The sequence below is a fragment of the Sphaerochaeta associata genome (genome assembly GCF_022869165.1).
In the GTDB taxonomy this organism is placed as follows: domain Bacteria; phylum Spirochaetota; class Spirochaetia; order Sphaerochaetales; family Sphaerochaetaceae; genus Sphaerochaeta; species Sphaerochaeta associata.
In genome coordinates this window covers 2,305,131-2,324,621 of the sequence record NZ_CP094929.1, presented here as the reverse complement: position 1 = coordinate 2,324,621, position 19,491 = coordinate 2,305,131, and the positions used below count along the sequence as shown (strand labels likewise).

Sequence of the window (19,491 nt, the reverse complement as noted above, 5' to 3'; positions counted from 1 at the left end):
TTGTTGAAGGCGTGTTGCTGCCTTTCTCACCTTGAGGGGATACTCGTTGAAGCTGAAAATCTTGAATGACGTAAAACGTCTTATCGCACCGCAAACTGGCTTGTGTGTTTACAAGCTTCCAAACCCCTCACAAAAACGGTTTTTCTTACGCTCTCAAGGTCCTTTCGCTAAAGAATGTAAGGAAGCTGTTCTTAGGTTGGCAATAATTGCCTGCTTGTGATCAGATCTTGCGTCTTCTGCATAGGAGAATACCTACGGTAAGACTTCTTCTCGATTCTAAGAATATCAGAAAATAGGTGTATTGTCAATTAAAATATAACAATTATAAACAATTATTGTCAATAAAAATTAATAGTTAGTGTAAACTATCGAAATAAGTACATAATGGATAAAATCCAACAGTAATAATCATATAGAATGCAATGGTTGTATTGCAATGGTACACCAAAAGAAAACCACCTTGCCGTAAATTGAAGGCAAGGTGGTGTAAAGACGTGATTGTTGAATAGGGAAGCTTCTATCCCTTATTTGTCATCGATTGCAAAAGAAGTGCCCAACGCAGTAGGGGATGCGAAGGAGCCTCGTTTCTTTTGGTTGATGATGGTCATGGCGGTGAGTACCAAAAGGGTGATCAGATAGGGTGAGAAACCAAGGAATTGGGCGGGAATAACCATCTTGAATCCAGCCGCCTGGAGGCTGAACTGCAAGCTGGTGATACCACCGAACACCAAGGTTCCGATTACCACACGACCGGGATTCCATGCCGAGAAAATCACTAGTGCGATGACGATCCAGCCCTTTCCGCCTGTCATGCCCTCATTCCAGCTGGGGATGAAACTGAGCGACAGGCATGCCCCGCCCAAGCCGGCGAACATACCGCCGATGGTAGTATAGAGGTAACGGATCTTCGATACCGAAATACCCATGGCGGCAGCTGTTCTCGGATTCTCTCCTACTGCACGAACAACCATGCCGTGCTTGGTCTTATAGAGGAAGAACCAGGCGAACGGCAAGAGGAAGTACAGAGCATAGGTAAGGATGGAAACATCGAAGAGAGCCCCGATGATCGGAATCTGGCTGAGGCCCGGAATGGCAATATTGTCGAATTTGGAGGCAAGATTCATACCGGTGAGGTTGAAATTGTTCGTTGCCGGTCCCAGTCTTTGCCCAAGGAAGTTTGCCAGACCGGTACCGAACATGGTGATGGCCAAGCCTGCTACTACCTGGTTTGCACGCATGGTGATGCACAAAAATGCGTGAATCAGGGAGAGCATGGCTCCTACGACCATGGCGACCACCAACGCAATGTAGAGGTTGCCTGTATTGTAAGCTGTAGCAAAACCGGCCAAAGCTCCCATGAGCATGGTACCTTCCATACCCAGGTTGAGAATACCGGTTTTTTCGGTGTATACCTCACCCAAGGTTGCATAGGTGAGCGAAGTACCCATAGCGAGCGTTGCTGCCAGCAGTCGGGTAAAAAAGTCCAGGAAGTTCATACGACAGCCTCCTTGTGCTTTGCATGGATCACCAGTCGATATTCTGCAAAAATACTGCCGGCGAGCAATGGAATGAGAATCAAACCCTGCATCACTTCACCCATCGCAGAGGGCAGCTTCATAATCTGAAGTGCATCCGATCCCGTTTCAAGGGCCGCCATGATGACGGCTACGAGGATGGAGACAAAGGGATTGAGTCCGCTCATCCATGCAATGATGATGCCGGTGAAGCCATACCCGCTGTTGACACCCTTGGTAAGCTGGTGTGTCACCGCAGCGCTGTCGATGACCCCGGCAAGGCCTGCAATGCCTCCGCTGACCAGCATGGCCAGGATGATGTTCCGTTTGATGGAAACACCCTGACAACGGGCGGCCCGTTGGTTCTTGCCGATCATATTGAGTTCAAAACCCCATCGTGTCTTATACAGCACGAACCAGAGAATGACGACAAGAATCAAGGCGAAGTAGACCCCGGCGTGCACTCTTCCCCAGATTCTCGGCAACCAAGCCGCTTCGGGATACAGGACCGTTCCCATGTTTCCACGGGGTGCTTTCCAAGCATTGATATACAGGTACTCGGCATATCCGATGATGATGTAGTTCATCATCAGCGTAGTAAGTGTCTCGTCGACGCTCCACTGTGCTTTCAAGACCCCTGGAATGCCTCCCCACATAGCGCCAAAGAGAATACCTACAACCATGCCTACGGGCAACAGGAGATAGGTGGGAAGGAAGGTCCAGAATTGCATGACCCACGTGATGCCGATTACACCGCTGATGTATTGGCCTTCAGCTCCGATGTTCCAGAATTTGAGACGGAATGCAATACCCACTGCAAGGCCGCACAGCAGCAACGGAATCGATTTTGCGATCGTGTACTGTATTTTTGTCTGGCTGCCGAAAGCTCCCTTGAGCATGGCTACGTAGGTTCTCGCCGGATTTGCATTGGAGATGGACAGGACGATCGCCCCGAGTATAAAGGAGACGAGCAGGCTGACAATAGGCACGAGGATGGTCATTTTCTTGGAGCGGTTATCCCGCTTTTCAAGGCTGAATCTCATATATCCCTCCTGTCAACGCCAGCCATCAACATGCCAAGCTCCTCAGTTGTTGCATCCGCTGCATTCACAATGTCCATAATTCTTCCTTCAAACATGACTGCAATTCTGTCTGCCACCATCAAGAGTTCCTCGAGCTCCTCGCTGACCAGCAGCACAGCGTTTCCCTTGTCTCTCTGCTTGATGATATTCTGCCTAACCGCCTCGGTGGCCCCGACATCGAGCCCCCGCGATGGATACACTGCGATTAAAATTCCACCGCAGGAATCAATCTCACGGGCGAGGATGGTCTTTTGGATGTTGCCTCCGCTGAGGAACTTGACCGAGGTATCCTGGTTCGGTGTCTTGATGGTGAATACCTCGATGAGGTGGTCTGCAAACTTGCGGACCCAATTCCGCTTTATCACACTATGGCTGGACAGCTCGTCGGTGCGGTATTTCTTCATGGAGAGGTTGTCACCGACACTCATATCACCGACCACACCCATACGTCCGCGGTCGGCTGGAATGTGACTGACACCGCTTTTAATGACCTGCAGCGGGGTCTTGTTGGTCATATCCTTCCCATTGAGGTAAATGGAACCCTCATTTACCCTCAACAGCCCTGTGATGGCTTCGGTCAGCTGCTGCTGGCCGTTGCCTGCAACACCGGCAATGCCGAAAATCTCTCCACCCCGGATGGAGAAACTGACATGGTCGAGCACGGGTTTCCCTCCGCCGACCGGTAGTACAACCACGTTCTTGGCTTCCACCATGACATCGCCGGGCTTATAGGGACCGCGATCCAAAGAGAAAAGGATATCGCGGCCTACCATCATGTTGGCAAGGTCTTGTACCCGCTTGATCGATTTGGTGGGGCAGGTTGAAACACATTTACCCCTTCTCAGGACTTGTACAGTGTGGCTGAACTCCATGACCTCATCCATCTTGTGGGTGATGAAAATGGCACTCTTGCCTTCAGCCAACATCTTCTTCAGAATCTCGTTCAAATCCCGGGATTCGCCGGGGGTGAGGACAGCCGTCGGTTCGTCGAGAATGAGAATATCGGCTCCGCGATACAACAGCTTGAGAATTTCAACGCGCTGCTGTTCTCCCACCGAGAGATCCTGGATGATTTTATCGGGATAAACCTGCAAACCGTAACGTTTGCTCAATTCGGTTATTTTCGCTTTTATCTCTGCCATTGGAGGAATGAATGGAAGATCCTTCATTCCCAGGATGATGTTCTCGGCAACACTCATGTTGCCCACCAGCATGAACTCCTGGTGGATCATGCCGATACCCAAAGCCATGGAGTCTTGGGGGGAGTTGATCTCGACCAGGTTTTCCTTGACGTAGATTTCTCCACTGTCCGGCCGATACAAGCCGACCAGCATGTTCATCAGGGTGCTTTTGCCGGCTCCGTTCTCACCAAGCAAGGCAAGAACTTCTCCCTTGTGCAAGGTCAGACTCACCTGGTCGTTCGCAAGGACCCCGGGAAAGTGTTTGGTAATGTTGACCATACGCACGACGGGCGTTTCGTCGGTGTTGAATTCACTCATGTTCTGTCCGTTTGAAGTGCCCGAAAATGGGCGGTATAGGGTTAATCAAGGAGAGGCGGGCGTTTGCCCGCCCCTCTCAATTGAGGATCAATGATTAGTTGACTCTTCCGACGACGCCTTCTACGAACCAATCCATGGTCAGCATGGCTTCATCGCTCATCTTCTGGCCGGCATTCTGGCGGACAGCACCGGTGTTGTCCTTCAAGGCTCCCCAGAATACATCCCACTTGCCGTCGTGAATTTCAGTCTGCTTGGCTTCAACCTGCTTGACGAAGTCAGCGGGTACGAGCGGGGAAATCGGGGAGAGATGAATCATCTCGTCCTCAAGTCCACCCCAATAGCTCTGGCTCTTCCAGGTTCCATCCAACACGCTCTGGACAGCAGGAATCATGTAGTTGCCCCAGTTCCACATCGGGGATACGAGAATGCGGTCGTCGCCGATCATGCCGCGGAAGTCGGCATTGTAACCGATGGCGTACTTGCCTCTCTCGATGGCGGCCTTGGCAGGCTCGGTGGTATCCTGATGCTGTGCGATGACGTCGCAACCCTGATCGAGCAGGGCGATGGCACCTTGTCTCTCCAGGGAAGGATCGAACCAAGTGTTTGTCCAAACAACAGTAACGGTAGCCTTGGGGTTGATGGCGCGGGCGCCCAGGGCGAATGCGTTGATGCCGCGAACAACTTCGGGAGTGTTGTAGGCACCGACATAGCCGAGCTTGCCGGAGGGGGACATCTTGGCGGCAATCATTCCGGAGAGATAGCGCATCTGATACATCCTGCCGAAGTAGTTGGACATGTTGTCATTTGCGAGATAACCCGAGCAGTGCTCGAAATAGACATTGGGGTATCTCTTTGCAACGTTGAGCATGTACTGCTGATAGTTGTAGGAATTGGCGAAGATAACCTTGCAGCCTTCGTCGATGAGGTTCTCCATAACCCGTTCGCTACTCTCGTTCTCGGGAATTCCCTCCATGCGAATGACCTGAACTTTGTCTCCAAAATGCTTTTCCATGGCGATGGTGCCTTGGTCATGCATGTAGGAATAGCCCATGTCTCCAGGAGGACTGATGTAGATGACGCCCACTTTCAGCGGGGCATCTGCCGAACCGGCAGCTTCTTTTGTTCCTTGCGCGAAGGCGAAGGAAGAAACCAACAGCACGATCAACAGAAGAACAATACCTTTTTTCATGATTCTCTCCTTAAAAAGATTGCGTGATGGCGTTGATAGTACTTGAAGAACCTCAACTGTTTCAAATTATACGTGACGATTTTCCTGCTGTCAAAACAATCTTTAGAAACATTAAAAGAGGTAAAACTCAGAGTTCGGTAAAAAAAAAGTGGGAAATTGAAAAAGAAATTAGTAATTGTACTATTTCCCTCAAAATGCAACAAAATTAAAAAAAGTGTGCAGATAGGTGCGGTTTGGGAAGAAAACTGTTGCAATTAGGGGTTTATGTTGTTACATATACCAAGAAGAATTGGAATATGTGGGTAAAAATGGAACATATAGCAAGTTCGTTGCAACATTCATTCAGTTCTGTAATAGTTTTTGTTGAAGTGTGTTTTCTTGTATATATATCGCATTGATGCTTGTTTCAGCTTATGACAAATGTTAGGATGGTACGCATCCTATTGTACTAAATTCCACAGATACTTCAGAAGTGAAGGATTTCATAGCATGAAGAAAAGTAGAACGCCGGTTTTGATTCTCGTACTGTTGCTATTCGTGTGTATCGCCGGTCTTCAGGCACAAGATGCCGGGCTGGTCATACGCTCTCCTCTTTTTGGTCCTGTGCAGAAAGAGGCAACCGAGCAGGAAACGCTTCAAATACAAAGCTATGCCCAGCAGCTTGGGCTTGTTGAAACGAGCGATCAGTTGGATGCGACCCAGCGTGTTCTCAGTGCCATCAGCAACTCCAATTATCCGGTAACACCCGGTGACACCTTCCGACTTGTCTATTTGGATGGGATGAAGACGGTCACCCTGGATTTGCAGGCAGACGATCAGGCCTCGGTTGCAATCCCCGGGTTGGGTATCATCGACGGCAAGGGGCTTACCTTCCAGGAGCTCAGAAAAAACATTCTCTCGATGGTGCAGACCTACCACAGTTTCTCCAACCCCCAGGTGGTGTTCACCGGTACCGGATCGTTCACCGTTTCCGTAGTGGGGGAGGTTGTAGGAACGAGGGTTGTTCCTGCCTGGGGCCTTTCCAGACTTTCCGAAGTGGTTCAGAGCGCCAGCTCCTATGCCTCCACGCGTGAAGTGGAAATAACCTCGGTTGATGGAACGACCAAGAAATATGATTTGTACAGAGCGTTGAAAAAAGGTGAACTGTCTGAAGACCCGCTGCTTAAGAGCGGTGATATCGTGAGGCTTACGCGTGCCCGTAAGATGATAAGCCTTGGTGGAAACGTCTACCAAAGAGGGACCTATCAGCTGCTCGAACAAGATACACTCTCCTCTCTTGTATCCTCCTATGGCGGAGGGGTTCTCGGTGGCTCTGATGTTCAAAACATCCGCTTGCAACGATACAACAGCACAACGGGGATTTGGGATGTTCACTACGTCGATCTGGTGAAGGAGCCGTCGTTTGCACTGCAGCACTTGGACCAAGTGATCGTCGATACGCTGGTACCCAGTATGCAGAGTGTGACGATCGAGGGTGCGGTTGCCACCACTGAAGCGTTCGACACACTCAGTTCCACTGCGTTAGTCGGGTACACGTCAGGCAGGATTTTCTACCAGTTCTATCCAGGGGAAACCCTCAGGCATATGCTGTCAACCATATCCCCGCGACTGATGACCGTAAGTGATCTCGATGGCGCCTACCTGCTCAGAAGCGGAGAGAAAATTCCGATCAAGGCCCAACAGATACTCTATGGAACGAACGACCAGGCTTCGATGCGCCTGCAAAGCGGAGATACCTTCCTCATTCCCTTCAACCAGCGGCTTGTGACAGTCAGCGGCGCGGTTGTGCGCTCGGGAGTGTTTGCCTATGTTCCCGACAAGGGTATCAATTACTATATTGCGCTTGCCGGCGGCCTGAGTGACGACGCAACCTATCCTACTTCAATCAGTGTATATGGTCCCGACGGCAGGAAGGTGGATTCTGGATTGCCGATCCAGCCCGAGTCGACCATCACGGTTGCAAAAAATTCATTTGTACGGGATATTGCCCCGACTGTAGCCGTAATCGGCTTGGTCAGTTCCATTCTTGGCATCGTTGCCACAGTCGTCAACATCATTCTCGATGCCAGGACCCTGTAGGAGGAGCGTAGATGAGTCAACAAGAAGAGTTGCAGAATACTCTAGCACCCTATGATTCGGGGGAGGAAGGCATCTCGATAGCTGAGTTGCTGCATATATTCCGTAAGCGTTTTCGCTGGTTCGTCATCGGCCTGGTGCTGGTTGTCGGCCTTGCAGTGGGATATCTGCAGATAGCAGTACCTCAGTATGAGAGTCAGGTTTCGGTTCTGGTAGAGCCGATTCAACGTTCGTCTTCTTTTGAATCATTGCTGGATGTTTCCGCCTCGACTACAAAGATTGCTACTGAAGTCGAATTGATCACCAGCCGTAAAAACATTGAGTATGCGCTTGGGACCCTGGACTTGTCCTCCTACCACAGCAGTGATGGGATTGACTATAGAAGCAAGGAAGTCCTGGGTAATGTGAAGGAACGCATCGTTGTTTCGACGGTGAAGGATACCAACATCGTCCGTATTGCGGTAACGGATGCCAATCCCGCCTTTGCCCGTGATTTTGCCAATGCCTTGGCTGCAAGCTACGACTCGTTGCTCACCGGTATTGCGAAGAACTCGAAGACCGCCCAGCGAGAATTCATCGAGTCGCAGATTCCCATCAATGACCGTGAACTTTCCAAAGCCGGTGATGCCCTGGGCGATTTCAGGGAGAACAGTGACATCATCCAACTCACGGACAAGAGCTCCTTGCTCGTCGAGCAGATCTCTTACTACACCCTGCGTCTGGAGCCACTTAAGCTACAGCTCAAGGAGTCAGAGGTTTTCATCGACTCTTATAACGCTTCCCTCAAGCAGGCCGGCATCGACGGGGTGCTGACTCTTGAACAGATCAAGAACGACAGTGTGATCATCTCCAAGCTTGCCGATTTGAGCGCTTGGAAGACGGAACTTACGATGTATGAATCCCTTTCCAATCCGGCACGCAATACCGCTACATTGGCACCCTCCACCACATTGGACTCCTCTTCTCGCACTTATGTGATTAGCAGCGCCATCAGTCAGGTCACCAAGGAGCTGCTCAACCGTGTGGCCTCCCTGACCAAAAAGTATGCGAACGAGGCGAACACCCAGGCCATAGTCCAGGCGCTCACTACCGAGGTGGGCATCCAGGTACTGCAGAAGCGTGGAGCCGTTTTTGTCGAGGAGCTCTCCCAGCTTCCCGTACTTGAGCGCAGACTCAGTGAGCTGCAGCGGGATGTCCAGATTTATGAAGCCATCGGACTCAAGCTCAGGGAGATGCTTGAGGAGGTGAAGCTTACCGAAGCCGCGGTGACCGGCAATGTGACGGTGGTCGATGCCGCCAACCTCCCGCTCAACCCGGTCAGTCCCAACAAGCTTCTCATTATTGCCGTAGCAATGTTACTCGGTGCTGCGATAGGACTCCTGCTTACCTTGGGCATTGAAACGCTTGATGTTTCGATCCAAAGCGAACAGCAAATCCAGAAAATTGTCGGCAAGGATGTTCCCATTCTTGGTTGGATTCCGATGATGAAGGTCTCTGACAATGACAAGTACCCTACACTTTCAGTGTACAACGATCCGCTCTCCTTCGAGTCTGAACGATTCAAGCTGGTCGCGAACATGCTGTACAACAAAACCGATAAGAAAGTATTCTCCATTACTTCTTGTGCAATGGCTGAAGGCAAGAGCACCATCATCGGCAATGTGGCCCTCGCCCTCGCCCAGATGGGCAGTAAGGTCCTGGTCATCGACGGCGACTTGCGCCTTCCCAGCATGGAGAGGTACTTCCGTCTCAAGCATCGGGAGATCGGTCTGGTCGACTTCGTCACCAAAAAGACCAGACTGGAGGATTGTCTGATCCAGCCGTTTGAGAATACACCCACGCTGCATCTCCTGCCGCCGGGCAATGCCCCGTTGGTTCCTGCCGCCATCTTTTCAAATCCACGGTACATCCAGGGATTGTCCTATCTTGAGAATCTGTATGATTTCATCATCATCGATGCTCCGCCGCTGGAGTCAGCGAGTGAGTTGCTCTCCATCAGTAAGCATGTCGATGGTCTCATTATTACAGTCCGTGCAGGTATTACCAGCAAGGGTTCTCTTTACGATTTGGTCTCCAACCTGAGAACCGCCAATGCCCCGTTGATCGGGTTTGTATTCAACGGTGTCATTCCCGGCACTACTTCAAGCTATGGGTATGGGTATGGCAGAGGCTATGGCTATTCAGCCTACCGTTACGGGTATGCCCAAGGCCAGAGCGGGAGCAGGAAGAAGAGCAAGAGCCATAGCCGCAGACGTTCCACCTCATGGTACCGCAAGCGGTATAAACAAGACCTCAGGAACCGTGGTAAGATTTCCAGTGAACAGTTTGATCCGATCCTAGCCTTTGGCGAGCATGCAGAGTACAGGACGCTGGAGGCGTGGGCCCAGGAGCATGCCACAACGCACAGTACGGCCTTCACCGAAGCCCGAACCAGTGTGTTTGCTGATCTTCCCCCCTCCAAGGTGGAATCTAAGCCGGCATCGCCACAGCAGAAGCCGAAGGCTGATTTACCTGTTGTGGAACTGGATGGACTTGGAGCCATTGAAAAGGATCCTGATGCCGTCGGGAAGAAACAAGAGGAGTGATACTAGACAGAATCGCTTCTCTCTGCTAAGGTTCTGAGAAGAAAATTCGGGGGGAGCCAATGAGTAGGAAACGATACAGAACAGTGTGCCAGTCCTGCACAGGGTATATCCCACAGTATATTGCATGAGAAAGTCGGTCGTAGGGCCGGCTTTTTTTTTGAAGGAGCAAAGATGGAACAACAAAATGTGTTTACCTCACGGTCGTTGTGTGTCATAGAGGACTTCTCCATCGAGGAGAGGCAGTATCTCTTTGAGCAAGTGAGAAGCCTCAAGAAAGCGATGGAAAACCAGGATGCAGCCACACTTGAGAAGTATCGGATCGATGACAAGGATTTCGGTATCTATGAGGTTTTCCTGGAGGACAGCACCAGGACAAAGGAATCCTTCCGCAACGCTGCCAATTTCCATCATGCAAAAGTCAGCGAGCTGAACAGCGACTCCTCCTCGTTCAACAAGGGTGAGAGCTATGCTGATACGTTCTATACGCTCAGCGGCTATGCAAATACCATCTTCATCGTGCGAAGCAAGCTAGAAGGGGTCTGCCGCTGGCTTGAGGACACATGTGCCTCCTACGCCAAGCGCAACAAGCTCTACCGCAAACCCGCCTTCATCAATGCAGGAGACGGCAAGCACGAGCACCCGACGCAGGAGCTGCTGGATGAGTTCACCTTTCTCGAGGACAACAATTGGAGCAACGACTCTTTGCACCTGGCTTTGGTCGGGGACCTCTTTCATGGCAGGACTGTGCACTCCAAGGCCGACGGCCTGAAGATCTTCAAGCAGGTGAAGGTGGATCTGATAGCCCCTGTCGAGCTGGCCATGCCTGAAACCTACATACAGAGGATGCGGGAGAACGGGTATGAAGTGAGAATGTTCGAATCCATCGAATCCTATCTTCAGCAGGACGAAGTTGCTGACAAGTGGTACTTCACCAGACCCCAGCTGGAACGAATGGGAGATCGCATCCTCCAACGTCAGGCCGAGCTCAGGCGCTCCATCACCTTCCGCAAGGAGTTCTTGGAACATATCAAGGCGGGAACAAAATTCTACCACCCGCTTCCCCGACACAAAGTCACCCCGACCATCCCGACCTTTCTGGATGAGACCCCATTCAATGGTTGGGAGCGCCAGTCGATCAACGGCATGTATGTCCGTATAGTCCTGCTGTCCCTGATAGCAGGGAGAATCGGGAGCGACTTCCGACCCGCCGGGCTTGTACAGGAGCCCGAAGAGGAGGATTACATCCAGGAAGTGAATCTGGCGGCGCTGCCGATCAGGGAGAAGGTAATCAGCGAAGGGGTACAACCGATTCACGACGGACTGGTCATTGATCATATCTGCAAAGGGGATAGTCCGAGTGAAATTCGTGACCATATGCGTCTGATCAGCAGTGTTCTGGGTCTGGATGAGGCCAAGGGCGGGGAGTGGGTGAGTACCGGACACAAGGATGGCACTGCCTACAAGGGAATCATCTTCCGCCCAGGTTCCTACGAGCTGAGCCGAAAACATCTGAAGCGCCTGAGCGCGGTTGCCCCGGGGAGTACGCTCAACCTCATACAGGGCGGAAAAGTCGTGAATAAATTCCGTCTTCACCTTCCCCCGCGCATCTACAATTTCGAGGACCTCGGATGTACAAATGAGGCCTGCATATCTCATCCCGACCAGAGCGAAGGGGTTCCTGCCCGCTTCTATAGGACCCGTGACAATCGGTTTGCCTGCGCCTACTGCGGTAAAAACCACACGTTCAAGGAAATCTGGAAGAGCCGGAACAAATAGGGTAGACTGGAGACACCATGAAAATCATTACTGAAGTAACCAATCACTACGGGCCACTCTTGGCAAGCATGGCTTTGGACTTGGGCGCCATCAAGCTCCAGGTTCAACAGCCGTTCACCTGGGCGAGCGGATACCGCATGCCGATTTACAACGACAACCGAAGGCTGCTCGCGTCAGCGAAGGCTAGAAGCCTGGTCTGCGATGCCTTCGCTGAAATGCTGGATTGCCTTGCGTTCGACGCAGACAATATTGCAGGAACGGCTACAGCCGGCATCCCCCATGCAACAACACTTGCCGATCGGCTGGGCAAGCCCTTGAGCTATGTGCGCAGTTCAGGCAAGGATCACGGGTTGGGGCAGCAGATTGAAGGCTTGGGCCAGAGCGGCAGCTACGAAGGAGCGAAGGTTCTTCTGATTGAAGACTTGATTTCCACCGGAGGCTCTTCGATCAAAGCCGTCGAGGCCATTGTCAAGGCGGGGGGAGTCTGTCCTTATACTCTGGCCATCTTCACCTACGGCTTCGACGCCGCAGTCAAGGCTTTTGAGGCGTTGGACCCTGCAGCCGCATTCCATACCATCCTTGACTATGACGTGATGGTGGACAGCGCTTTGAAAACAGGGTATGTGAACGACGGGGAAGCCAGGCTTCTGTCGCAGTGGAGAGAGGATCCCTTCGGATGGGGGGAGAAGCACGGATTCAAGCCGGTAGTGAAATAAGGAGACAGCATGCAGTACGGAGCATTACTTGAAGCAAGCGCGAAACAGGTAGGCAATATCGCCTGCATGGGGCTGGACCCTCAGAGGGAGTCGTTGCCGCTGGGCAGTGGAGATCTTCGAACGGATGTGAATGCATTTTTCCAGCAATTGTTTCGAAGAATGGTTCTCTCGGGACTGATCCCTGCAGCGTTCAAGCCCAACATCGGATACTACCAGAGTCTGGATAAGCCCCGAGAGGAGGACTTCTCGGGAAGTCTCGCTCTTGTCGATGTCCTAGACTTGGTGGAAAACTTTTTCCCCGGCATCCCGGTGATCCTGGACAGCAAGCGCGGTGATATCGCCCGAAGCAGTCTCAATTATGCACAGGAAGCGTTCGATGCCTGGGCCTGCGATGCTGTGACTGTTGCCCCGTACATGGGAAGTGACTCGGTCAAGCCTTTCACTGACTTTGAGGACAAGGGTGTGTACATCCTCAACCGTACCAGCAATCCGGGGGGAAGGGACTTGCAGAACCTGCTGCTTTCTGACCAAAGACCGCTGTATCTCGAGGTTGCTTCCCAAATTGCCGCCTACAATGACAGGCGTGGATGCGTCGGAGCCGTTGTGGGAGCTACCAATCTTGATGAGTTAAGGTCGATTGCAGCCTTCTATCAGGCCCAGCGAGTACCCATGCTGATCCCCGGTGTTGGAAGTCAGGGTGGTTCTGCCACTGAGGTGATGGAGATTCTTCGAACAACCGGTTATCCCTTGGTCTTGGCAAGAATCAACAGTTCAAGTGCACTGACACATCCCTGGAAGCAGGGACCCGTGCCTGAGGATTGGCTGGAAATCTGTGAGGCCAACCTGCGTCAACTTATCATGGAGACCGCCTTATGAAGGATGTTCTGAAGGTTCTGAGCCGCCGTCACCTTGATCGCCGTAAGGATGTCCTGCTGACTACCGTCAGCGGTGTAGCCTCCACAAAACCCGCTTTGCTAACGTATTTCGACACCAAGGTGCCGAGCATCGGCATCATAACGACCAAGAGTTTCCAAGTCGAGGTTAATCCCGGCAACCGAGAACCGGTCATCTGTGAGACCGAACGAGGCAACTTTGGTAACTCGGTCGGGCTGCGCAACCCTGGGTTGGAGCAAGCGTTGTATGAACTGAGAAAGCTCAGAAGCGAGCATGACTTCAACGCATTGTTGAATGTCTCGCTTTCTGCGAACAGCATCGAGGATTTCATCACCTTGGTGAAGGCTTTTGATGAGGTTGCTGATATGGTTGAGTTGAACTTCTCCTGTCCGCACGCCTCAGTCGGGTATGGCTCTTCCATCGGATGCGACCAGTCGATTGCCGCCCAGTACGTACGCTCGATCAAGGAGGCAACAACCTCCTGCAAGGCTCCATTGTTCGTCAAACTCACTCCCAACGTCCAGGACATCGGATTGATTGCCAAAGCGGTGGTCGAAAGCGGAGCCGACGGATTGGTCGCCATCAATACAGTCGGGCCCATCGTGCACATCGATCCTGTCAGCGGGACTCCTATTCTTCAGAACAAGCTGGGAGGAAAAGGCGGTTGCAGCGGCAGGCAGGTCTTCCCGAACGCTCTGGAGGCCGTCAAGGCCATTCGCTTGGCCTGTGGCGATGATATCCCTCTGATCGGGATGGGTGGGGTAAGCGAGGGTTGGGAAGCAGCCCTTCTCATTGAAGCCGGAGCCGACGCCGTTGGCATCGGTTCGGCTTTAGGAACAGTGGACCAGCGCACCTGGCCTGCCTACCTTGCATCGGTGAAGGCTGAGGCACAAGCACTGTTGCTGTCCACTGGAAAGATCGTCGTCCCGTCATCTTCCTCTTTTCTCAGCGCAGAGCGGCAGATGGCCTACGAGAAACATGTAGTGACTGCCTTCAAGCAGTACGGCAAGGATACGGTGCTCATCACCCTCGATGGAAAGCTTGACTGCAAAGCCGGTCAGTTTGCCTTCCTGTGGCTGCCCATGATAGGAGAGAAACCGTTCTCGGTGGCTCACAATGATCCCTTGACATTCATCATTAAAAAACGCGGCCCCTTCTCTGAAGCTCTGTGCAACCTTTCAGTTGGTTCTGAACTGTTTGTGAGAGGCTTGTATGGGGCGCAGCTGGAGAACAAACCGACCAAGCAAGCCCTTTTGATAGCAGGAGGCACCGGAGTAGCAGTGCTGCCATCCCTTGCTTCCCAACTGAAAGAACAGGGAACGCAGATGACCATCCTCATCGGAACCAGTGAAGAGGTGAGTGGAAAGGCCCTGCTTGAGGACGAACTGGGTGCATTCGGCTCGTTTACCTGCATCGCCGATAGAGGACGGCCGGGCAGGGTGCTCGATCTGCTCGATACCATTGCATTGGACCCTGGGATGGCCTGCTACCTTGTAGGTCCGGAAATCTTCATGGCCATCGCCAGCCGAAAACTGCTGGGACGAGGAATCACGGAGGAGAACCTCTATCTTTCTATGGAAAGGATGACCTTGTGTGGGATCGGGATGTGCGGGGAGTGTGCCTGCGGCGACCGGCTTACCTGCCGCTGGGGCACCTTCATGCGGTATGATTTCCTCAAACGGGAAGCAAGTGAGTTGTTGGCCTATGATTGATCCGCATGTACATCTCAGGGATTGGGGTCAGGCAGAGAAGGAAACCTTGCAGCATGGAATGCAGGTTGCCCTTCAATGCGGCATCGACGAGCTGTTCGACATGCCCAATACGAGTCCTCCGCTCACTACCGAGGAAGCTGTTCTTACACGACTTGAGGATGCCTGGCGCTGCAATGTGGGAGTTCGCTATCATCTCTGGGCCGGCGTAACCTCCGATCCAAGGCAGGTTGAATCGATTGCCAAGCTGGCAACATCGCTTTTTCCCTCCGTCATCGGACTGAAATTATTCGCCGGGCACTCGACAGGTCATATGGGGCTTGTCGAGGAGCAGACGCAACGATCTGTCTACCAAACCCTGGCCTCTGCAGGATATGAGGGGATGGTTGCCTTGCACTGTGAGAAGGAGTCCCTTCTCAGACCCTCCTTGGAGGATGGTCGGGATTTCTCCAGCCATAGCATGGCCAGGCCAGTTGAGGCTGAAACGGCTTCTGTGCGAGACCAGATCAGGCTCTCGGGCGAGGTTGGATTCAAAGGCCATCTGCACATCTGCCACCTCAGCAGTGTCGAAGCCTTGGGTATTGTCGAGGAGGCGAAACGCTTGGGTCGGCGCATCAGTTGTGCCGTCACTCCGCATCATGCACTACTGTCCAGCAAGGATGCCTGCGATCATGACCTATATGCGAAAATGAACCCGCCGCTTCGAAGTGAGACTGAACGAAGCTCGCTCTTCGCTGCCTTGTTGGCGGGGAGGTTTGATTGGGTAGAGACCGATCATGCCCCACACACACTTCAAGATAAGGAACTGGGGGCAAGCGGCATCCCGGGGTTCAGCGGCCTGCTTCTGCTGGTCAAGCAGTTGATCGAGCAGGGCGCTTCAGCCAAGCTGCTGGCCCGGCTGCTGGGTGAGCGGGTTTTACAGGTTGCAGGGCTGCCTGAGCGGGAAATATGCATTCCTTCCTATGATCAGCTTTCTGCTCTTTCCCTTGCTGCTGCGGGGGCCTATCCGTACGATAGCTTTGCCAAGTTCCGATTGCGTTAGCTCCGACCCTCCTGTATACTAGTGCAGTCGGGAGGGCGACTTGATAGATCTTCGTAAACACTCGAGCAGGCATCTGGAAACCAAACTCATTCTGCCGATTCCTGAGACTAAACGGTATGAACGGGAAATACATTACTACCTGTTCTCGCCGCCACAGCTCTATGTGAATAAAAACACATATTCCGAGGAACGGCTCTTGCATAAGTTTCAGAGCCACGGCAGATATTCCTCTCCCGAGATCACTTTGGAAGAGCTTCTTGATGCACGCAACAATCTCAGCCCCCTGACCATTCTCAAGCGGTACACCGACGACTTGGTTAAGGATGTTACCAGCGTTCCCGAACGAAACGTGATTCATGAGTTGCAGACTGTGGTCAATTCCGCACGTCATGAGAATAAAGCCTGCCTGCAGGATTGCAAGGACATGGTGAAACTGGGAATGGTCAACGATCTTGAGGCGACCTTGGATGCCTGGCACACCAATGCGACAATGCTCTGTTCGACCATTCGTGACTTATTGGAAGCCATTCAGGCAAAATTCAGTCCGGACAACCGATTGTTGTTGGCCTTCCTCTGGGCTGATGAAGCTATCAGCCTGTTGTGTGAGAAGCACGCCATCGACTTGTATATGGCATCAAGCACCTTCCAGCAGCAGATGCAGAAGACGCTGACAAACCTTCTGAGTTTCTCCCGCGAGGAGATGGAGTATCGCAGCGAGCATGACTATCCCAGCGGAAGCACGAATTCCGAGACCGTGCAGTATCGAAAGGCCATTTTAAAGAAGTGGACGCAGTCCTCGCTCTATCTGGTTCCTGAAGTCTCCCGTTGGCCCAAGCGTGTTTCTGAGATACTGGCCGGCACCGCAGCAGGTGTTGCTATGGCGTTTGCCACCTTGACGACGATCTTTGCCGAGACCACCTTCATACGAAACAGTTTTCAGTGGGCGTTCATCGTAATCATCGGCTATGTTTTCAAGGATAGAATCAAGGAGTGGCTTCGCCTCTTCTTTAAGGCGGTGCTTCCGCGAATGATGGCCGATGAAATTTCATCCTTCCTTTCACCGAAGACGAACAAGAAAATCTGCTCGAGCCGCATACGCCTTACATTCGAGGATGTCGACGACCTGAGCGCCTACGTCAAGGAAATCCGCAAAGACAAAAACAATCCCTTCAGGGATATGCTCCCCAAAGAGGATGTGATTCACTACATCCGTGACTTGACCATGCATCCGCTGACCAAGCACACATTGCAACGGGACAGCTTTCCAAGGGAGAACAACTTCACCCTCGTTACCCGTATCAGGCTCGATGACTTTCTCAAGGAGATGGATGATCCCAATGATGTAGTATTCCGGATGGATCCCAATGCAGATGAACTCGACCAACTCAGCAGCGAACGGGTCTATCATTTGCATCTCATCATCCGTGAGTACTCCAAGAAAGAGGATCTGGACAACTACAGCCATTACACCGTGGTGCTTAATAAGAGCGGCATCGTTCGAATCGAACAGATGCCACTTGCCTAAAGACCGATTTTGTCGCTTGCTTTCTCCATGGCCTCGATGGTGAGGGTGATGATGTGTTCCAACGGTATATCGAGCATTTGGGCGCCTTGGGCGATTACATCACGATTCACCCCGGCTGCAAAGCCTTTGGAAGACCATTTCTTCTTGACCGACTTTACGCTCATGCCCTGCATCCGCTCAGGCCTCATGAGCGCTGTTGCGTATACGAGGCCGGTCAGTTCATCAATGGTGTAGAGGACCTTCTCCATGAATAGCCGGGGCTCAATGTCACTGCACAGTCCCCATCCATGACTGCAGACAGCATGGATGAATGCATCGTCCACGTCGATTTCCTTTAACAGCTCGGGGGCTTTCTTGCAGTGCTCTTCGGGAAACATCCCCCAGTCGATGTCGTGCAACAAGCCAACGAGGGCCCAATACTCGGCATCGTGGCCGTACTCGGTTGCGAAACGAGCCATGGTCTGTTCAACACAGAATGCGTGGTAAACCAACGCCTCGTTGGGATTATACTTACGCAACAGTTTTTCAGCTTCATCTCTACTAACCATTATCTTCCTCCTATCGCCGAGTATAGGAGGTTTGAATGATTTGGAAAAGGGCGTTTTTTCTTCCAAGCCCCCTTTATTCTTCTTCTAGGTCTATGGTAGACTGAGTGCGGTGCTCGCCAGACAGGCAAGCCATCACATGCAAGGAGGAGCCAATGTCTACGTTAGACGACGGTGGTAGTATAACACCCCTGCCTAGAAACCCGCTTATGGCGTCCTCCTGGTACTGCTGCTAAACCTACCAGGTCCATCCCCTGTGGAATCGGGAGAACGCCCCAACCATCCACGGAGGAAGTATGATCACAATCAGAAAGAATCTGATGAGCCTGAATCCAGGAGATCCCATCCAGGAGGCTCCCTACACTTGGGTTGATGCACGCGACATCAACCGTGACGATATCTCCCAGCTTGAGGAGCAGTATTCGATTTCCAGTGAATTGCTTGCAGATATCATGGACCAGGACGAACAGGCGCGCATTGAGAAAGAGGACGATTACGTTGCTCTCATCGTGCGTCTGCCCGCCATGGCCGATGATTGCAAGGGAATCAACCAGTATGCCGTTCCTTTGGGAATTGTCCTGGTCCGCGATACCGTTATCACCATCTGCCAAAGCGATAGCATCGTACTTGAGGATTTTGCGAAGAACCGTTACCGCCAGTATCCTGTACAGACAATGGAAGGATTTGTGATCAGCATCCTTGGCCGGGCGGTGATGGTCTACATCCGCCTGCTCAAGTATATCAACCGCCAGAAGAGCCAGGTGGAGGAGCAGCTTCAGAAGAGCATCATGAATTATGAACTGATTCAGCTGCTGCAGATCCAGAAGTCCTTGGTCTACTTCTCAACCAGCCTTACCACCAACGAGGCCCTGCTCGAACGCCTGCAGCGAACCCCCTACTTCAAGCTTGCCGGCGAAGAGGAGCGTGACTTCCTGGACGACGTAATCACCGATAACAAGCAGGCCATCGAGATGGCGAACATCTACTCATCAATCCTCACAGGAACGATGGATGCATTTGCTTCGGTCATCAGCAATAACATGAACGTAATCATGAAACGGCTGACCATTATCTCCATCAGCTTGATGTTCCCGACGTTCGTAACCGGATTCTACGGAATGAATGTTGATTTGCCTTTTATGACCAATCCATTTGCCTGGATCGGCATCCTCTCCTTTTGTGGAGTGAGCGCCTTGATAGGCGGCTGGATGCTTTCCGACCGACGTAATGCACGATTGGTCCAGCGCTCCTTGCTTGGTGCGAGGGAGACAGGCAAGGAAATTAGGAGAAAAAAACGAAAAAAGCGGTCTTTGCCCGATTGATTCGCTTAATTTTGTAA

14 protein-coding genes are annotated in these 19,491 nt (G+C 52.1%); 9 read left to right on the top strand and 5 right to left on the bottom strand.

All coding sequences use genetic code 11. The features are described from left to right. Positions 1 to 524: 524 nt before the first annotated feature. The 4 genes from MUG09_RS10765 to MUG09_RS10750 form a co-directional block, all read right to left on the bottom strand. Positions 525 to 1,496: an ABC transporter permease gene (locus MUG09_RS10765; RefSeq protein WP_244771430.1), complete on the bottom strand. Its 972-nt coding sequence runs from the start codon at positions 1,494 to 1,496 to the stop codon at positions 525 to 527. Next, positions 1,493 to 2,557 (bottom strand): ABC transporter permease, encoded by a 1,065-nt coding sequence (locus tag MUG09_RS10760; protein WP_244771429.1) that lies wholly within the window; start codon positions 2,555 to 2,557, stop codon positions 1,493 to 1,495. The genes MUG09_RS10765 and MUG09_RS10760 overlap by 4 nt, the downstream gene beginning before the upstream one ends. Continuing rightward, the gene (locus MUG09_RS10755; RefSeq protein WP_244771428.1) at positions 2,554 to 4,095 is read right to left on the bottom strand and encodes an ABC transporter ATP-binding protein; all 1,542 of its coding nucleotides are present in this window, start codon (positions 4,093 to 4,095) and stop codon (positions 2,554 to 2,556) included. The genes MUG09_RS10760 and MUG09_RS10755 overlap by 4 nt, the downstream gene beginning before the upstream one ends. 94 nt (positions 4,096 to 4,189) lie before the next feature. Continuing rightward, positions 4,190 to 5,284: a BMP family ABC transporter substrate-binding protein gene (locus tag MUG09_RS10750; RefSeq protein ID WP_244771427.1), complete on the bottom strand. Its 1,095-nt coding sequence runs from the start codon at positions 5,282 to 5,284 to the stop codon at positions 4,190 to 4,192. Between the two features lie 489 nt (positions 5,285 to 5,773). Between MUG09_RS10750 and MUG09_RS10745 the strand changes: the two genes are divergently transcribed. From MUG09_RS10745 to MUG09_RS10710, 8 genes are all read left to right on the top strand, one after another. Continuing rightward, positions 5,774 to 7,363, top strand: a complete 1,590-nt coding sequence (locus MUG09_RS10745; RefSeq protein ID WP_244771426.1) for a polysaccharide biosynthesis/export family protein — start codon at positions 5,774 to 5,776, stop codon at positions 7,361 to 7,363. Positions 7,364 to 7,374: 11 nt separating this feature from the next. After that, positions 7,375 to 9,945, top strand: coding sequence for a GumC family protein (locus MUG09_RS10740; RefSeq protein ID WP_244771425.1), 2,571 nt, complete (start codon positions 7,375 to 7,377; stop codon positions 9,943 to 9,945). Positions 9,946 to 10,116: 171 nt separating this feature from the next. Next, a complete protein-coding gene (locus MUG09_RS10735) occupies positions 10,117 to 11,721 on the top strand; it encodes a bifunctional aspartate carbamoyltransferase catalytic subunit/aspartate carbamoyltransferase regulatory subunit (protein ID WP_244771424.1) in 1,605 nt (534 codons plus the stop codon). Positions 11,722 to 11,738: 17 nt separating this feature from the next. Next, entirely contained in the window at positions 11,739 to 12,437 is a 699-nt protein-coding gene (locus tag MUG09_RS10730; RefSeq protein WP_244771423.1) for an orotate phosphoribosyltransferase, read from the top strand. A gap of 9 nt (positions 12,438 to 12,446) precedes the next feature. Next, entirely contained in the window at positions 12,447 to 13,313 is an 867-nt protein-coding gene (pyrF, locus tag MUG09_RS10725) for an orotidine-5'-phosphate decarboxylase (protein WP_244771422.1), read from the top strand. Next, on the top strand, positions 13,310 to 15,043 hold the full coding sequence (locus MUG09_RS10720; RefSeq protein WP_244771421.1) for a dihydroorotate dehydrogenase: 1,734 nt from the start codon (positions 13,310 to 13,312) through the stop codon (positions 15,041 to 15,043). The genes pyrF and MUG09_RS10720 overlap by 4 nt, the downstream gene beginning before the upstream one ends. Continuing rightward, entirely contained in the window at positions 15,036 to 16,082 is a 1,047-nt protein-coding gene (locus tag MUG09_RS10715) for a dihydroorotase (protein WP_244771420.1), read from the top strand. Before MUG09_RS10720 ends, MUG09_RS10715 begins: the two co-directional genes overlap by 8 nt. Before the next feature lie 40 nt (positions 16,083 to 16,122). Further along, a complete protein-coding gene (locus MUG09_RS10710; protein ID WP_244771419.1) occupies positions 16,123 to 17,607 on the top strand; it encodes a hypothetical protein in 1,485 nt (494 codons plus the stop codon). On the opposite strand, the gene MUG09_RS10705 is transcribed toward MUG09_RS10710, so the two are convergent. Further along, positions 17,604 to 18,155 carry an HDIG domain-containing metalloprotein gene (locus MUG09_RS10705; protein ID WP_244771418.1) on the bottom strand — a complete coding sequence of 184 codons (552 nt, stop codon included), beginning with the start codon at positions 18,153 to 18,155 and terminating at the stop codon, positions 17,604 to 17,606. The genes MUG09_RS10710 and MUG09_RS10705 overlap by 4 nt on opposite strands. 293 nt (positions 18,156 to 18,448) lie before the next feature. Between MUG09_RS10705 and MUG09_RS10700 the strand changes: the two genes are divergently transcribed. Further along, on the top strand, positions 18,449 to 19,474 hold the full coding sequence (locus MUG09_RS10700; RefSeq protein ID WP_244771417.1) for a magnesium transporter CorA family protein: 1,026 nt from the start codon (positions 18,449 to 18,451) through the stop codon (positions 19,472 to 19,474). Positions 19,475 to 19,491 lie beyond the last annotated feature (17 nt).

Excerpts from the sequence above, each read along its gene's own strand:
- MUG09_RS10765 (WP_244771430.1), bottom strand. The coding sequence starts at position 1,496 with ATGAACTTCCTGGACTTTTTTACCCGACTGCTGGCAGCAACGCTCGCT.
- MUG09_RS10760 (WP_244771429.1), bottom strand. The coding sequence starts at position 2,557 with ATGAGATTCAGCCTTGAAAAGCGGGATAACCGCTCCAAGAAAATGACC.
- MUG09_RS10755 (WP_244771428.1), bottom strand. The coding sequence starts at position 4,095 with ATGAGTGAATTCAACACCGACGAAACGCCCGTCGTGCGTATGGTCAAC.
- MUG09_RS10750 (WP_244771427.1), bottom strand. The coding sequence starts at position 5,284 with ATGAAAAAAGGTATTGTTCTTCTGTTGATCGTGCTGTTGGTTTCTTCC.
- MUG09_RS10745 (WP_244771426.1), top strand. The coding sequence starts at position 5,774 with ATGAAGAAAAGTAGAACGCCGGTTTTGATTCTCGTACTGTTGCTATTC.
- MUG09_RS10740 (WP_244771425.1), top strand. The coding sequence starts at position 7,375 with ATGAGTCAACAAGAAGAGTTGCAGAATACTCTAGCACCCTATGATTCG.
- MUG09_RS10735 (WP_244771424.1), top strand. The coding sequence starts at position 10,117 with ATGGAACAACAAAATGTGTTTACCTCACGGTCGTTGTGTGTCATAGAG.
- MUG09_RS10730 (WP_244771423.1), top strand. The coding sequence starts at position 11,739 with ATGAAAATCATTACTGAAGTAACCAATCACTACGGGCCACTCTTGGCA.
- pyrF (WP_244771422.1), top strand. The coding sequence starts at position 12,447 with ATGCAGTACGGAGCATTACTTGAAGCAAGCGCGAAACAGGTAGGCAAT.
- MUG09_RS10720 (WP_244771421.1), top strand. The coding sequence starts at position 13,310 with ATGAAGGATGTTCTGAAGGTTCTGAGCCGCCGTCACCTTGATCGCCGT.
- MUG09_RS10715 (WP_244771420.1), top strand. The coding sequence starts at position 15,036 with ATGATTGATCCGCATGTACATCTCAGGGATTGGGGTCAGGCAGAGAAG.
- MUG09_RS10705 (WP_244771418.1), bottom strand. The coding sequence starts at position 18,155 with ATGGTTAGTAGAGATGAAGCTGAAAAACTGTTGCGTAAGTATAATCCC.
- MUG09_RS10700 (WP_244771417.1), top strand. The coding sequence starts at position 18,449 with ATGATCACAATCAGAAAGAATCTGATGAGCCTGAATCCAGGAGATCCC.